Source organism: Flavobacterium fluviale, assembly GCF_003312915.1.
In the GTDB taxonomy this organism is placed as follows: Bacteria; Bacteroidota; Bacteroidia; order Flavobacteriales; family Flavobacteriaceae; genus Flavobacterium; species Flavobacterium fluviale.
This window is the reverse complement of the sequence record NZ_CP030261.1, coordinates 3,679,171-3,694,325: the sequence shown is the minus strand read 5'-3', so window position 1 is coordinate 3,694,325 and position 15,155 is coordinate 3,679,171. Positions and strand designations below refer to the sequence as shown.

The window sequence follows — 15,155 nt, the reverse complement described above, 5'->3', positions numbered from 1 at the left end:
CTTATTTAAAAGATATTAGCTGTCCTTGCATCGTTTAATGGATTTATGATTCTCTGTTTTGAGATTTTATTGATAGAATATCTCAAGCTGCTTCTGTCTTTTTTTAACCTGTTTATTTTTTTTTGGCTCATATACAAAAGCAGGAATTCCATTTTCTAGAACGATAACTTTATAGGGCTGTTTCATTTTCTCTGTCAAATGATAAATAGTTAGTGCTTCTGCGAGATCTTCAAACCAAGAAGCTGTACTGTATAACGAAACAAAGGGTGTTTGCTGAAGTGCTTTATATACAGCTGGCGCAGATGATACAGCAATAGGTTTTCCACTTCTATAAAGAATAGTCTCCAGTAAAGGACTAGTAATTTTCTCAGCAGATTTATTGAATTTATCCCACACATTTTGTGTAAATGTTGTTGATCCAGTCCAATTCTCTTTTTCATCCAGATGAGGTGTCAGGTTTAAAACAGCATCTACAACGTGAGTTGCTTCATGCAGCAGTACATATATAATGGCATCTAGGTTACCCGCTTCTATGAGAACTTTGTAGGTATCGCTGTCTGATTTTGTATAGCAGGTATTTTCTTTCCATGCTGTCCATTCAGATATAGTCTGGTTTAGAATTTCAGCCCGAAAAGTTATATTAAACATTTTTATCGAATCAGCAGTTTCAACGGGCGAAGTTAGGGCAGTATTCGGCATATTGTCCATAAAACTAATACTGTGAAGATGCTTTTTTAGAATTTTTTGATGCAAAGGAGGAAGTATAGAAAATGCATTGTTTAGTTTCTGTTTTTCTATGTTGGTTAATTTATGATCTACAGGATTCATTCCTGCGTCCTGAAACTTTTTGAAAATACTTTCGGGCGAAGTCTGAGTACGCATTGTCAATTCGCTCAGTTTTGGATCTTGGATTTGCTGTGCATTAGTAATTATTGCCGACAAGAAGATATATACATAAGTATAGATAATTAATCTGCTTTTTTTCATTTTTTTAGTTTTTGTTTTCTTCAGTCTCAGCAGCTGGAAATCTTTTGATAATTAATTTTCTGAGTTTTTCTTGGTTTTGATCTCCCCATTGGCCTAATGCACCTATTACAGGAATCAGGCTTTGGCCGAATTCGGTTAGGCTGTATTCCACCTTAGGAGGAACAACAGGATATATTTTCCGAACAACGAGTTCATGTTCTTCTAATTCATTCAGTTGGACATTCAAAACCCTGCGAGAGGCATCTGGGATCTTACGCTGTAATTCACTCGGTCTCTTGTGGCCTTCATTAATAAACCACAGCAGTCGGATCTTCCACTTACCATATAACACTTCACCAATCAGGTCAAGTCCGCAGTTTAAGTTTGGTATTGTTTTTCTTTCGTACATATTGTAAAAGTAAGAGTATGCTCTGATTTGTGCAATAGGGGATAAATTTATCCGTATCTGAATCGTAACCCCGTACTTGTGAGAAAGTTGCATACTTATGAAATTTGTACAAAACAAATAGATATGGAACAGAGAATAGATTATCAAAATGAATTATCAGGTAAAACAGCCTTGGTTACAGGAGGAACAAAAGGAGCAGGAAGAGCCATTGCAGAACGACTAAAAAATGCAGGCGCTCAAGTAATTATCATTGCAAGAAACCAGCCGGAAGCACCAGATGAAGCTTTGCATTTTATTGCGGCAGATTTAAGTAAACCTGAAGGATCGATTAAAGCAGCTAAGGAAGTATTGGAGAAATTCGGTAAACTGGATATTCTTGTGAACAATCTTGGAGGTTCTGATACTCCAGGCGGCGGATTTGCAGCATTAACCAATCAAGACTGGGAAGATGCGATACAAGGAAATTTGTTAGCTCCGGTTCGGCTGGATCGAGCTTTTCTTCCTCAAATGATTGAGAACAAAAGTGGTGTTATTATTCACATAGCCTCTATTCAGGGCAAACTGCCTTTGTACGATTCCACACTGCCATACGCTGCTGCAAAAGCGGGACTTATTAATTACAGCAAAGGTTTGTCTAAAGAGGTATCTGCGAAAGGAGTCCGTGTACTGACTGTTTCGCCAGGATGGATTATGACTGAGGCATCTATACGAATGATGGAGCGCATCTCAGAAAGTAATAATATCTCTGTCGAAGAGGCCGAAAAAAGTGTAATGGATGCGTTGGGAGGCATACCTTTTGGAAGACCCGCAAAGCCAGAGGAAGTAGCAGAACTCGTTGGTTTTCTTGCTTCGCCCAGAGCCAGCTACCTAACAGGAACAGAGTATGTAATAGATGGCGGTACTATTCCAACCATTTAATTTAAAAATGAATCAAAAGGAGAGATTCGAAGCGATTTTTGAACGTCTGACATTTTTTAACAACAAAGAAGAATTAGTAACAATTAAATAAATAAATTATGAACTTACCAGAAGTAATACAAGATTTAGTAAATGCACAAAACAATTTTGACAGTGCTGCTTTTGCCAATTGTTTTTCAGAAACAGCAGAAGTAGTGGATGAAGGGAAAAATTATAGCGGTAGAACAGAAATAAAAAACTGGATAGCAAAAAGCGCTAAGGAGTATAATGCAGTAATGAAACCTTTGACGTTTGAAAGAGATGCTGAAAAAGGCGTATTAAAAGCTGAAGTATCTGGAACTTTTCCAGGAAGTCCTTTAGTTCTTACCTATAATTTAGAGTTTGAGGGCAAACTCATTAATTCATTAGAAATTCATTAAAAAATAAAATCAGAAATTAAGTTAACAGCAATTAGAAGAATTATGCAGCTTAAGAATTTATTGCTGTATGATTCTTCTAGCGGCTAAACTTTTTTTCAGTTTGCAGCAACTGAGAGTTACTAACACTACTATAAGACTTTACTAAGTCGGACGATTTGATAAACAGCATGATTTTTTAATGCTAATGAACGTACGATTTCTGGAATCCCCTGCATGGTTACTTCACAAATGTAACCAAACTCCATCTCCGATGTAATTTCGCAATGCTTTGAAATTATTTTTTTAAGAGTCTTTGTTGTCTTATAAAGTTCAACATAAACCAGATATTTGTCGTCTGAATATTCCATCGGAGTACCTATGACTTTTAATAAATCAGAGTTCTTTTTTTGGTTCATTGGTTTTATCTTTTTTATGATGTAATGAAAATCATCTGGAAGTGACAGAGAAATAATCTAAATATAAAAAAAATAGGTAAGAAATTGAAGTATAATATTAGTCTTAAGCTTGATAACCAGTGCTAAAATGTTTTAAAATTTGTTTTGGTGTGGCAATAATCTCACTGCGGAGCGGGTCAAACCATTCGATTTCTTTAGTGACTTCGGCACAGCATTCATTTTTGTAATTGAAAAAACAGCTTTTAATATTAATTTTATCATCGATATAAAAATGTGTGAGTTCCACAAAAAAATGCTCGGTAAACATAAGATCTTTATAACAAATCAATTCATGATTTCCTTCGTGCAGATCAAGATTCAGAGTGTTAAGTTTCTCTTTTGAAAATCCATTATAAAATAAAAAATGATACAATAATCGTACTGTGTATGAAATGTATGAAGTACTTTCCATAACCATAAAATCATTTACATCTTCTCCGGTAACAACGTAGTTTTTGCAGATCATCTAATTTGGATTGAGGTTAAAAAAAAGAGGCCAGCTTATATAAAAACTGACCCCAGAACATTAGTCATGTTTAATGAGGTTCTAAATCAATAATTCGATCCAGATCTTTGAAGTGTGGTTTTTTTACTAAAAAGCACCTTTTGAAAGATTACTTAACTAATAAAAAATTGTAATTGATTTTTATTTTATCGGCAACTTTCTTTCTCACAAGACTTGGTATTTCGATATCAAAATCTTCTGGTTTTACTTCAAAAGCACCAATTGCATTAACTCCGCTGACCGCTTTAGAAATTTTTATGATTACCGTGACAGGTTTTGTTTTGCCGTGAATGGTAAGATCGCCCTTTAAAGTAAAATTTTTGGGAGTGCTGGTAATCTTCGAAATATCAAAATCTTCTATTTTTCCTTTGAAAGTTGCTTTCGAGAATTTCTCAGATTCCATGTAATTTTCATTAAAATGCTCTTCCATTAAAGCAACTTTAAATCGGAATCCTTTTATTAAAACTAAAGAAGCAAAATCACCAGTTGACTGATCGAGAACTGCAGACACAGATTTGTTTTCGGCTGCAACTTCTTCATAAGAAGGCATCGAAGCTTGAAATTTGATGTTTCCTGTTTTTGTAATTAATTTTTGTGCAGAAGCATTTGTAACTGCGGCAAAAATCAACAGCAAAACGAAGGAATTTAGCAATGATTTTTTCATAATGATTAATTTTCTTTTAATCCGTCCGTGTTCCATTTTACGATTAAGTCAATGTTAGCCTGCGCCATTCTTCCACCTTGAGGCATAAGTCCCTGCTGGCCGCTTTGCAATTGAATTCGGTTTAATAAACCAGAATTTTCAACAGCAGCTTTAACTTGGGCATAAGTAGTTAAAGGTCTAAACGCTGCAGATCTTCCACTAGCATGACAGCTGATACAATTGGCATCAATAATAGATTTTACATCTTTACTGTAAGTAATTGAAGTTGTTGGATTCGTTGGATTGGTCGGGTTTGTTGGATTTGTCGGTGTGGTCGGAGTTGTTGGCGTTTCGATCTCTTGAACCGTATCTGAGTCACTACAGCTTGCAAATGCCGCTAGTAAAATGGTAAGTAGGATTGTTTTTTTCATGATTTTATTGATTTATAGTTATTAAAATACTCGGTATAAGTTAAAGCCAAAGAAGAAGTCTCCTTTACCCCAGTCTCCAGATGCATTCGTGAGGTATCCACTCTCGCTCATAGATTGGGAATTGGTAAAGATTAACTGGAATACGTGTCCGCCGGTTTCTACGTCAAGACCTACAGACAATGGATTGTTGTAAAAGTCTGGTTTGTCAAAATTGTGCATGTATTCTAAATTGACAGATAATCTTTTGGTGATTTTATAGCGTCCGCCGCCACCAAAAGAAAACTGATTATCTCTTTCGATATCAGGATTGTAAAGGTTTTTGTGGATAAATGATGGGACTAATTCCACTGACAGTTTTTCGCTCACCTTTCTCGATATTAAAACCTGCTGCACATACGTAAGGCGATGTTTAAACTCTAAACCCGGATATTGATCTTTTTCTAAGAAAGTGTTTATATCTGCAACACTGTAACCAACAATGTCCAAAGGAAAATTATCGTTTTGTCTCGCAACTCTGTATTTTAATCCCGTTTCGTACATTTTGTTTAAGGTATGTCTGGAAAGACTTACCGATAACCAGTCGGTTACGCCATATATACCGCCTAGTTTTGTAGTGGCATTATCAAGACCAAAAAAGCTGTCGAAACCATCTTTAACGGTACCAAAACGATGTGATACCACAAAATAAAACTCTTTTTTTGCCGGCATTTTTGTGGTTTGCAGCGTTACCAGCTGTAAAGCTTTAAAAGTTGCGGTTGAGTAATTTTCTTCTACCTGAGTAGAATCAAGACCCTGCAGCAAGTCATCTTGTGAATATGCCATGGCCGTCAGAAAAAAGCAGATTGGAACTAAAAATTTCTTCATAAAATTGATTAATTGATTTGTTTGTTTAATAATGTGCATTGGTCTAATTTGACTTCTTGAAAAAGTTCATCGTATCCGATACATTTACCTTTAACTCTAGTAATAGTATTTGCAGATTTATTTTTTAGTTTTTGATTGAAGAGACAGAAAACTGTATTTTCAAGAGTGATCACAGAATCTGTTTCTTTGGTTACTCTGCCTATAATTTCAATAGTCTTGTTGAGGTATAAAGAATCGGCTTTTTTGGGATTCGTGTTATAATCTTCCAGTAGTTTTACGGCAGTTATAGTGTAATCAGGAGTTTCTGATTCGATATTCCGGGCTTCTTTAAATAGGAATCCGTAGTAAAAGTAGATACCTGCTGAAATCATTATTAGTAATACGGCAGTTACTATTGCTGTTTTTCTTCTTTTCATTTTTTATTATTTTGATAAGATTTAATAGTAAAACAGCCTTGATAAAAATTACCCTACCAAAGAATCGTTGTTTTTTGAAAAAAAATAAAAAAGAAGAATAAGAGTTTTCAAAACTCTTAGGAAAAGAGATTTAAAAAGAAACTCTAAAGCTTACATTTGGAGTTCGCTGCAGCGAAAAAGTATCAACTTCTTCTATAGAATTTGTTAGGGAACTTATTCTATAATATTCGCTGATTTCGTTTTTACGGTTCAGAATATTTAAGATGGAGATTCCAATTTTGTACTGAATTCCATTTGATGTTTCCCACTTGTAAGTCGAAGAAATATTAACTTGCGAGAAAATATGCAGATTGGTATTATTGGGTCTGTTATAAAACAAAACAGGATCGGAAGGATCTATTTGTGCAAAATCTGGAGAGGTTTTTGGACGGCCCGAAGACCATTTTGTTCCCAAAGCAATTTTGAAATTGTTTTTCTCATAAATCCCCGCCCACGATAAAGTATGGGTCAGCTCAAAGTTATTTGGAAAAGTAGGATATTCGTAATTGGGGAAATGATAATTGTTTTCATTGTACGTATAGCTAAACCAAGTTAGAAACTGATTTATTTTTTTTTGAATAAGCATTTCTGTTCCCCAAACTTCATAATTGCCTGTAGTTCGAACAAATTCTAACTGGTTCTGAAAACCCTGGCTGGAAGTGGTAATTCCGATTACTTTTTTATAAAAATTTTCAATGTCAAGAAGCCAGTCATTCTTTTTATAGAATAAATTTAAAGATAACTGCCTGCTTTTTTGAATGGGAATTGTAGTATTGTTTGAAATGATCCAGCGTCGTTTTTCAATTCCAAAATAATCTTTCTGTAAATCAATAATCTGCTGTGAGTTTTGACTTTTAATCTCACCCAGAAGTTCCAGATTTAGATTTTTACTGATGCCGTATGCCAATTGTATTCTAGGTTCTGCAATGTATTTTTTAAATTTTTCAATATAATTAAGGCGCATTCCAGCTTTAAAATAGATTTTGGAAATGGTATCGTTATATTTTCCTTCTACAATTAAAGCATGAGTTCGAAGTACATCTTTTACCCTGCGATAAAAATCTGGATTCGTTACCTGTTCCAAATTAGTGATACCAATTTCATTGAACTGATACCCCTCATTAAAACTAAAATTAGAATTAATAATATGATTGTTCTCCAAGTTAATGCCGTTATTGTTAACTGTATTTTCCTGAATAACAACTTGATCTCCTAAAGTCGTTTTCTGATTGGCAAGAAGTTCATAAGAAGAATTGTAGAAATTAATTTTGGTAGTGTTGAAGCTGTTCCAGTTTCTTCTCCATGACAAATTTCCTCCATAATTCTGCTGGCGCAGCACATTATCTTCTGATTTATTGGTGTTGTAGACAGTGGCACTTTGAAAAACTTCCAGATTATCTTTTATGGTAATTAAATCGAGTATTATTTGATCTTTAGATCCTATTTTTTGGGCATATTTGAGTGTAGCATCGTAAAAACCAAATTTTTTGTCGCTTTGATAATTTACGTTTTGATTTTGAGAAAAATCTGTGATGGTTGTGTTTTGAAAAACCTTATTAAAATATTCTTTGTAAGTAGGAGTCTCTACAAAATCGGTAATCGATTTACGGGCAGAAATTTCAATATAACTTTTTTTAGAAAGATTGTATTTTGCATAGACATCTGCATTAATCATATTGATTCCTGCACTAAAGGTGTTTTTTTCTGCTGTTTCGGCAGTAGAAGAAATAGCCACAACACTGGATACACTTTCGCCATAAAAAGCAGAACTTCCGTTTTTATAGATAGAAATTGTATGTGCTAAGTTGGGATTGAAAACAGATATTAAACCAAAAAAATGTCCCGTTTGAAACATTCGGATTCCATTCCATAAAAATAAATTCTGGTCGTGTGTACCGCCTCTAACATTAATGCTGGAAACACTTTCGTCAAGACTGTTTACACCAGGAATCTGCTGCATAGTCTGTAAAGCATCAGGTTCGATAAGTCCGGGAAGTATACCAAATTTTTTAGGTTTAATTATAAACGATCCGTCGTTGTTTTTGGAAATTCCTGATGCTAAAATTGAATTGGCTTTTATCTCGTGCAGTTCTGTTATTTCAGGTTCCAAAAATATCTGTGGACAATTTTTAGAATCCAAATTGCTGGCCGTAATTCTTTTGGATATAAAACCTACGTGACTAATTGTAAAAGTAGTTTTGTCTTCTTTTATAAATTCAAAATAACCTTCTGAATCGGTGGTAAACTGAGTTTTGTCAGGCAAACTAATATTAGCGTTTGCAATAGGTTTTTTATCAGCGTCTGAAATAACATAACCGCAGATCATTTCTGGGGCGTTATCTTTTTTATAAATATTGATGAATTTGTTTCCAATATTTTCAAAAGATAAATCCGTTTTTTTTTCCAGATATTCCAGTTTTTGTTCTAACGAAAGAGATCTTTTTGGAGGATTGATTTCCAATCCTGCAATGTTATCCTCCGTGTAATTAAAATTGACATCATGTTGTTTTTCAATGTCAAGAATTATTTTTTTGAAAGGCATTAATTTGCTCTTGTCCTGAGCAGAAAGATTCAGGGCAAGGAGTATTAGAATAAACAAAAAATGAAATTTTCTGGGGCGGAGCATTTATTTTTCGTCAAAAATTATTTTGTTTTCAGAGACTTTTTTGGCTTTTAGATGATACGTGGTACTGATAATCTGCAAAGCTGTAGTTAAGTCTTTAGCAGGTAACTTTCCTGTAAATAAAGAGATCGTGTCTTTGGCGTTTAACTCGATCTTAATATTGTATTGTCTTTCAACCTCTTCCAAAAGGCTTTGTATGTTTTCCTGATAAAAGCATATTTGATTGTTCATCCATTCTGGTTTCGACGAATTTACAGTCATTTTAACCTGCTTTCCGTTTTCAAAACTCACGCTTTGACCGTGGGTTAACAGAATTTCAGTCGAAGCATAATTTACTTTTACACGTCCTTCATAACACACCACATCAAACCTGTTTTTTCTGTTTTTAACATTAAACTGTGTTCCTAAAACGGTTACTTTTCCCAAGTTTGTTTCCACTTCAAAACGTTTTCCTTTTGCAACCTTGAAATACGCTTCTCCTTTTAACTCAAGATGTCTGTTATTGTCCCAGTTCCACTTTTTATAGTTTATTTCAGAACCGGAGTTTAACACTACTTCAGAATGATCGGGTAGTGAAAAAGTGGTCTTTTTTCCAAAGTCTGCAGTTTCTGTCTCAGACATAAAAACTTTCATCGCAAAGGTAACTCCAAATGCGAGGACAAATATAGCAGCAGCTCGAAACATCCATTTTCTGTATAACGGAACAACTTTTGGAGCTGGTTTTTTCTGGCTTAAAATGTTAGACAGCATAGTATTTTCATCAAAGTCATCTGTCTCTAGATGAGCTGTATATTTCTTTATCTTTTGGTATTTTTCAAAATCAGGGCTCGCCTCAAATTCCGCCAATTCATCCGGAGATAAATCATCGTTGAGCCATTTTGCTAATAAGCGATCTTTTTTCATTTTATCGTATTATTTAATTAAAACAATTAGAACTAAATTTACCCTACTTTTTAGATATCAATTTCTTTACGTAAACTTAAAAGGGCTAAATGAATGCGTTTTTCTACTGCCTTTACGCTGATATTGAGTTCTAAGGCAATTTCACTGTATTTTTTGCCGTCGATTCGATGCATCAAAAAAGCAGTACGCTGTTTTTCGTTTAGGTTTTCTATGGCTTTTAAAAGTTTGGCTTGAAACTGTTTTTCTTCCAGAAGATATTCTGGACTTTGATTTGTTTTGTCTAAACCCGTAAAATTTTTTTCATATTTCAAAACAACTTTCTGATGTGCAATCTGGTTTAGAGTAGTGTTGTTCGCAATCGTGTAAATATATGATTTTGCCTTTTCTAACGGCACCGAAGCACAGTTCTGCCAAAGTTTTACGAATGCTTCCTGAGCTGCATCTTCTGCTTGCTCTGCGTTGCCAAATTTGTATAAAAGAAAATTCCGAAGCGCTTTGATATGACTTTTGAAGAAAGACGAAAAAATTATTTCATCACAAGTATTGGATTGGTTTTTATCTGGCATGTAGGTTCTCAGTTTGTACGACGCAAAAGTATTTGTTTTTAATTGAAGTAGGGTAAAAGCAAAGCCGATTGTTTAATACAAGAATAAAATGGTATCGGCTTTTGATAATTTAGTATAGAAGAACATACTGAAATTCTTGTTGTTGCTTTATTAAAAAAACGGTTTCTTAAAATTTATTACCTTTGTAAAAACATAAATATGTTCCTTTTGAAAAAATATTTATCATTCGCAGTTTTCCTGTTCCTGCTGTTTTCCTGTCAAAGTGAAACAGATGAAGAAAATAATAATTCACAGGGAACAATTACAAATGTTTCCCCGCTTACCACATATCTGCAGAGGGTTGCAATGGTGCAGACTGTTCAGGATAATGTTATCGACGGATCTAGCTATTGTACTATAAAACTCCCTTACACGGTTACTGTAAACAACGAGCAGATAGCAGTTAATACTACTGCCGATTATCAAAAGGTTGTCGATAATATCAATGCCAGTAATTATGATGATGATATTGTAAAAATTGATTTTCCTGTAACTATGGTATACTATAATTACATTGAAAAATTGATTCCAAATCAGACTGATTTTGATTCTTTGATTGATTACTGGAATCTTTATCCAGATCTTTTATCTAAAATTAATGGATTAAAAATCAATTATCCTATAACAATTAATATTTACAACAGCGCTAGTCAGATAGCAAGTTCACAATCGATTATAAGTGATCAGGCATTTTTTAATTTTATTAAAAATTTAAACGAGAGTCAGTATATTTCTTTACGATATCCTATTACGATAGCAGATTATAACGGTCAGACAAAATCGATTACCAATAATTTAGAGTTCGAAAATGCTATTAAATATGCTATAGATTATTGCCCAGACAATAATATTGTAACATTAGATTTTGAGCAAACCCTAACAAATGGTTCTTGGGAAATTCCGTATTATTTTGATGATACCGTAAAAACCTCAAACTACACTGGTTACTCTTTTATTTTTAAAAGTGATAAATCTGTTGTGGCTAGTAAAGGAGGCGTTTACGAAACTGGTCAATGGGAAAGTACTATCCAATATGGAGTACGAGAACTGAAGCTTCATTTTACAAGTGAATTACTTGGAAAATTGAATTTTAACTGGAAATTATTTGAGTTTAATAATTCTCAGATCCGATTAAGAGATGTAGGTACTGCGACTGATTATCTCTACTTTCAGAAAAAATAATTACTGCTAGAAGTGTGTTTTTTTTTACCGCAAAGAACGCTAAGGTTTTTCGTAAGGTTTGCAAAGTTTTATGTAATGATAAAGGTCGCAAAGTTTTGTATTGAATAAGCTTTGCGACCTTTAAATATTAATTATATTTTAGAAAAAACCTTAGCGTTCTTTGCGTTAAAAAAGTGAGCAGTTAAAAAAAGGGTTACTTTTTCTTCTTCCTTCCAAGCCATATCAACAAACCCGTAATAGGCAGTGTCGCCGCAAAAAGACAGACCAAAAAAGCTAGAATTTTTGTTGGATAACCATAGATACTTCCTGTATGAATGGGATAAATAAGACGCCTTACTTTATCGCCATTACTAAACGCTTCATAAGGTTTTATTTTTAAGAGTTCGCCTGTATATTTATCAAAATAAGCCATACTCGAAATGTTCGGTATAGATTTTTCAAGATTTAGTTTAATGACCATGATACTGTTTATTGTGTCAGAAGGGATTCTGATTTGAGTGTCTCCTGTATATTTATAAATACTGTCAGTTTTTGAAAATATGTTTTGATAGAAATAGGTTTTATCCAATTTAGGATCAACTTTTGTTGGGTTTTCAACTTTAGCCGAAGGTTTTTTTGTGGTTCCGTCCGCAAATAAATAAATACCGCATTCAAACCATTTAAAAGACCAGGTTAGTCCAGTAAGTGATATTGTGAGAAGAAACAAAAAGCTGTAGAATCCAAATGTGGAATGAAAATCCCAATTGACTCTTTTAAAAGAAGCGCTCCATTTTACAGTCAGTCTTTGCTTTAGGTTTTTCATTTTTTTCGGCCACCATAAAATAAGACCCGAAATGAGTAGAAAAACAAAAATAAGACAACTGCAGCCTGTAATAAATTTTCCAGCATCACCCAAAATTAAATGACGATGTAAATCCAATACCACAGAAAAAAACCTGCTTTTTTCGGCAGTTTGGCCCAAAACTTTTCCACTGTATGGATCAACAGAAAAAATCTGGTCATTTTTATCGGCATCTGTTCCAGAAATAATTACAGTTCTTTTGGGATCTTGATAAGTCTGAATACGATCTAATTCTGTGATTGCATATTTTTTGCTGATGGCAGCGACATAAAGGTCAACGGGCAATTTCGTTGTTCCGATACTAGAAACTTCGTAAAATTCGGGATTGACAAAAGCATCAATTTCTTTTTCAAAAACTAAAATGCTTCCGGTAAGTGCAACTATAAATACAATAAGCCCGGACGCAAGTCCGAGCCATAAATGTAAAAATCCAATATTTTTTTTAAATGTTTTATTCATGTAGGAGTAAGGAAATAGTTTCCAAATATAATGAAGCTTTTAAAAAGAGTACCCCAAGGTTAAAAGCCAGTTTGAAGGCGCACCAGGGAACAAACGGATAAAATCGTAACCGCCGACCCAATACGTTTTATTCAGTATATTATTGGCATTTACCTGAATCTTAAATTTATTAATGTTGTAATATAATGCCGCATTAAATAAAGTGTAGCCTGGCAAAGTTTGAGTGTCGGTCTGGCTTAATGTACGAGTAGTGGCAAAATTAGTTCCAAAGGCAAGTCCAAAATCTTTCAGAGCTCCGTCTGTAAAATTGTAACGTGTCCATAAATTACCCTGTTGGCGTGGCGTGTTTGGTTTTTGTCTTTCAATTTCAGATTCAATCGGACTTTCAGTAATTGCAGCCTCATTATACGAATAAGCAGCAGAAATACTCCAGTTTCGTGTGATATTTCCATTCAAATCAATTTCAATACCTTTCGATTCTTCTTCTCCAATTGCTCGCATTAAATCTGGATTTGCAGTATCGTTTGCTGGATAAAGCGTGTTTTTCTGTTGAATTTTGAAAAGAGCAACAGTCACAAAAAGCTTTTCTTTGAACCATGAAGATTTTCCACCAAATTCAATCATATTACTTTCTAACGGATCAAAAGGTCCGCCCGCATTTGGATTTGATAAAGAAGAAGCTGTCTGCGGGTTGTAACCTTTTACGTAAGTTCCGTACAAATTAATGTTAGGATTAAGAGTATAAGTCAGTCCAAAACGCGGTAAAAACGAATGTTGTTTTACTTTCTTTTCTGCAGCTTTCTTATAGTTTTCCTTATCGGTATATTCGTCGTAGCGCACTCCAATTAATGCCTGAAAAGCACCAAACTTAATATGATCCTGAAGATAAACTCCATACAAAGAATAAAAAGTTGGATCAAAAGGACGTGCAGCATAAAAATACTTGCTCATGTCTTTTAACTGCTGTGATGCAGAGGGGTTTGTCAGGTCAAAATGAGCCACGTTTGGCACTGGGTTTCCTTTAGCATCCAATAAATAATTAGCTTTATTGGCAGGGTTATAGGTAGCAATTGATCCTGTATTAGCAGCATTTCTATATCCTGTTGCCTGCAATTGAGAACCTCCGGCAGGTACTTGTTCCTGCGCATAATCGTAACCCAGGATTAAGTTATGGTCTAATGGTCCAGTTTTGGCTTCGTATTTAAAGAATGCCGAAAGATTATCGATATAACGTTTACGTTTACGCATAAAAACCTGCATTTCTATAGAAGTCGGGATTGTAGTTCCGTCACCGGCAGATGCGTATTTATTGGCACCTCTATGCTCTAAAAGATCTTCTGTATAACCTGTACGGATGTACGATCCAGAAAATGACAAACGGTCTGTAAATTGATGGTTTAGTGAAGTTGTTACAATATATGTTTCCTCATTTAAATAATCATTGGTAGAATTTAAGGAGTTTGAAATTTTAGTAGAATACAAATTGTCTTCGTATGTCGATTGGCCGCGGTCTAGTATACTTTTTGAACTCGTATAAATCAAATCAAAATTGACACTTGTTTTGTCATTTGGAAGGAAAGACAGGGAAGGAGCAAGGACAATATTTTTATCGAATTGTAAATCCCTGAAAGAATTGGCATTTTCATAACCTAAATTCAATCGGTATAAAAGTGATTTATCTTCTGTTAAAGGACCTGTAAAATCGGCTAAAGCTCTCAAAGTATTGAAACTTCCTGTAGAAAAACTCACGCTGTTGGCAGCCTGATCCAAAGGTTTTTTGGTTACTCTGTTGATAACTCCTCCAGGAGAAGCATTTCCAAACAAAGCAGAAGATGGTCCTTTTAGAACCTCAACACGTTCCAAATAATTGGCAAGCGGTTGTTTCCAAAATCCTGTAGAGGTTCGCATACCATTCAGCAACTGAGTGTTACTGCCTCCATTTATTCTAAAACCTCTAATCGAAATATCGTCATAAAAAGTAAACTGGCTTACCCCGCTGAAGTTTTTAACTACTTCGCCTACGCGGATGGAACCCTGATCGGCTATTAATTCTTTGGTAGCATACGATACTGCTTGCGGCAAATCTTTTAAAGCAATTTCTGTTTTTGCTCCTATAAAAGATTTTGTGTTTCGGTATGATTTCTCTTTACGTCCCGTAATTTCTACAGTCTGTAAAGTATTAACGTTTTCCTTTAAAATAATTGAAAGATCAAGATTTTGACTTTCAATTAGTTCTACATTTCTTTCTTCCACTGTGAATCCCATTGCCGAGAAGTAAACAGTGTATTTTCCAGGAGCGAGATTTGTGATTTCAAAATTTCCCTTGTCATCGGAAACAGTGTTTTTTTTAAGGGTTTTGATTGAGATAGAAGCATAAGAAACAGCTTCATTATTTTCGGAAGTGATTTTTCCGGTAATTGTGACATTTTGTGCGAGGCCAATATTAAAGAGGCCTAAGAGCATTAGTGAGAATATAAACTTCATGGCGGTTATTTATT

16 protein-coding genes are annotated in these 15,155 nt (G+C 34.4%); 3 read left to right on the top strand and 13 right to left on the bottom strand.

The genetic code is table 11. The features are described from left to right. Positions 1 to 66: 66 nt before the first annotated feature. Both HYN86_RS16270 and HYN86_RS16265 read right to left on the bottom strand, forming a co-directional pair. Positions 67 to 987: a hypothetical protein gene (locus tag HYN86_RS16270; protein WP_205334610.1), complete on the bottom strand. Its 921-nt coding sequence runs from the start codon at positions 985 to 987 to the stop codon at positions 67 to 69. A 4-nt stretch (positions 988 to 991) separates the two neighbouring features. After that, positions 992 to 1,375, bottom strand: coding sequence for a winged helix-turn-helix transcriptional regulator (locus HYN86_RS16265; protein ID WP_113679973.1), 384 nt, complete (start codon positions 1,373 to 1,375; stop codon positions 992 to 994). Positions 1,376 to 1,498: 123 nt separating this feature from the next. Between HYN86_RS16265 and HYN86_RS16260 the strand changes: the two genes are divergently transcribed. Together HYN86_RS16260 and HYN86_RS16255 are read left to right on the top strand one after the other, a co-directional pair. Next, positions 1,499 to 2,293, top strand: a complete 795-nt coding sequence (locus tag HYN86_RS16260; RefSeq protein WP_230406381.1) for an SDR family oxidoreductase — start codon at positions 1,499 to 1,501, stop codon at positions 2,291 to 2,293. Between the two features lie 98 nt (positions 2,294 to 2,391). Beyond that, complete coding sequence (locus HYN86_RS16255; protein WP_113678990.1) at positions 2,392 to 2,712, top strand: nuclear transport factor 2-like protein; 321 nt, start codon at positions 2,392 to 2,394, stop codon at positions 2,710 to 2,712. Between the two features lie 128 nt (positions 2,713 to 2,840). On the opposite strand, the gene HYN86_RS16250 is transcribed toward HYN86_RS16255, so the two are convergent. The 9 genes from HYN86_RS16250 to HYN86_RS16210 form a co-directional block, all read right to left on the bottom strand. Further along, entirely contained in the window at positions 2,841 to 3,107 is a 267-nt protein-coding gene (locus HYN86_RS16250; protein WP_113678989.1) for a hypothetical protein, read from the bottom strand. A 103-nt stretch (positions 3,108 to 3,210) separates the two neighbouring features. Then, positions 3,211 to 3,612, bottom strand: coding sequence for a hypothetical protein (locus HYN86_RS16245; RefSeq protein ID WP_113678988.1), 402 nt, complete (start codon positions 3,610 to 3,612; stop codon positions 3,211 to 3,213). Positions 3,613 to 3,760: 148 nt separating this feature from the next. Further along, positions 3,761 to 4,315, bottom strand: coding sequence for a YceI family protein (locus HYN86_RS16240; RefSeq protein ID WP_230406380.1), 555 nt, complete (start codon positions 4,313 to 4,315; stop codon positions 3,761 to 3,763). A gap of 5 nt (positions 4,316 to 4,320) precedes the next feature. Then, positions 4,321 to 4,725 (bottom strand): cytochrome c, encoded by a 405-nt coding sequence (locus HYN86_RS16235; RefSeq protein WP_113678986.1) that lies wholly within the window; start codon positions 4,723 to 4,725, stop codon positions 4,321 to 4,323. 21 nt (positions 4,726 to 4,746) lie between these two features. Continuing rightward, positions 4,747 to 5,589, bottom strand: a complete 843-nt coding sequence (locus HYN86_RS16230) for a DUF5777 family beta-barrel protein (protein ID WP_113679971.1) — start codon at positions 5,587 to 5,589, stop codon at positions 4,747 to 4,749. Between the two features lie 8 nt (positions 5,590 to 5,597). Beyond that, the gene (locus HYN86_RS16225) at positions 5,598 to 6,005 is read right to left on the bottom strand and encodes an OB-fold protein (protein WP_113678985.1); all 408 of its coding nucleotides are present in this window, start codon (positions 6,003 to 6,005) and stop codon (positions 5,598 to 5,600) included. Positions 6,006 to 6,135: 130 nt separating this feature from the next. Next, positions 6,136 to 8,586: a TonB-dependent receptor gene (locus HYN86_RS16220; RefSeq protein ID WP_230406379.1), complete on the bottom strand. Its 2,451-nt coding sequence runs from the start codon at positions 8,584 to 8,586 to the stop codon at positions 6,136 to 6,138. Between the two features lie 84 nt (positions 8,587 to 8,670). After that, a complete protein-coding gene (locus HYN86_RS16215) occupies positions 8,671 to 9,570 on the bottom strand; it encodes a FecR family protein (RefSeq protein WP_113678983.1) in 900 nt (299 codons plus the stop codon). Positions 9,571 to 9,620: 50 nt separating this feature from the next. Then, positions 9,621 to 10,136, bottom strand: coding sequence for an RNA polymerase sigma factor (locus tag HYN86_RS16210; RefSeq protein ID WP_113678982.1), 516 nt, complete (start codon positions 10,134 to 10,136; stop codon positions 9,621 to 9,623). A gap of 198 nt (positions 10,137 to 10,334) precedes the next feature. Here HYN86_RS16210 and HYN86_RS16205 point away from each other — a divergent pair, with 198 nt between their 5' ends. Continuing rightward, a complete protein-coding gene (locus tag HYN86_RS16205; protein WP_113678981.1) occupies positions 10,335 to 11,357 on the top strand; it encodes a hypothetical protein in 1,023 nt (340 codons plus the stop codon). Between the two features lie 193 nt (positions 11,358 to 11,550). Here the strand turns inward: HYN86_RS16205 and HYN86_RS16200 are convergent, their stop codons facing one another. Both HYN86_RS16200 and HYN86_RS16195 read right to left on the bottom strand, forming a co-directional pair. Next, positions 11,551 to 12,657, bottom strand: coding sequence for a PepSY-associated TM helix domain-containing protein (locus HYN86_RS16200; RefSeq protein WP_113678980.1), 1,107 nt, complete (start codon positions 12,655 to 12,657; stop codon positions 11,551 to 11,553). A 39-nt stretch (positions 12,658 to 12,696) separates the two neighbouring features. Then, positions 12,697 to 15,141, bottom strand: coding sequence for a TonB-dependent receptor (locus HYN86_RS16195; protein WP_113678979.1), 2,445 nt, complete (start codon positions 15,139 to 15,141; stop codon positions 12,697 to 12,699). Positions 15,142 to 15,155: the final 14 nt, after the last annotated feature.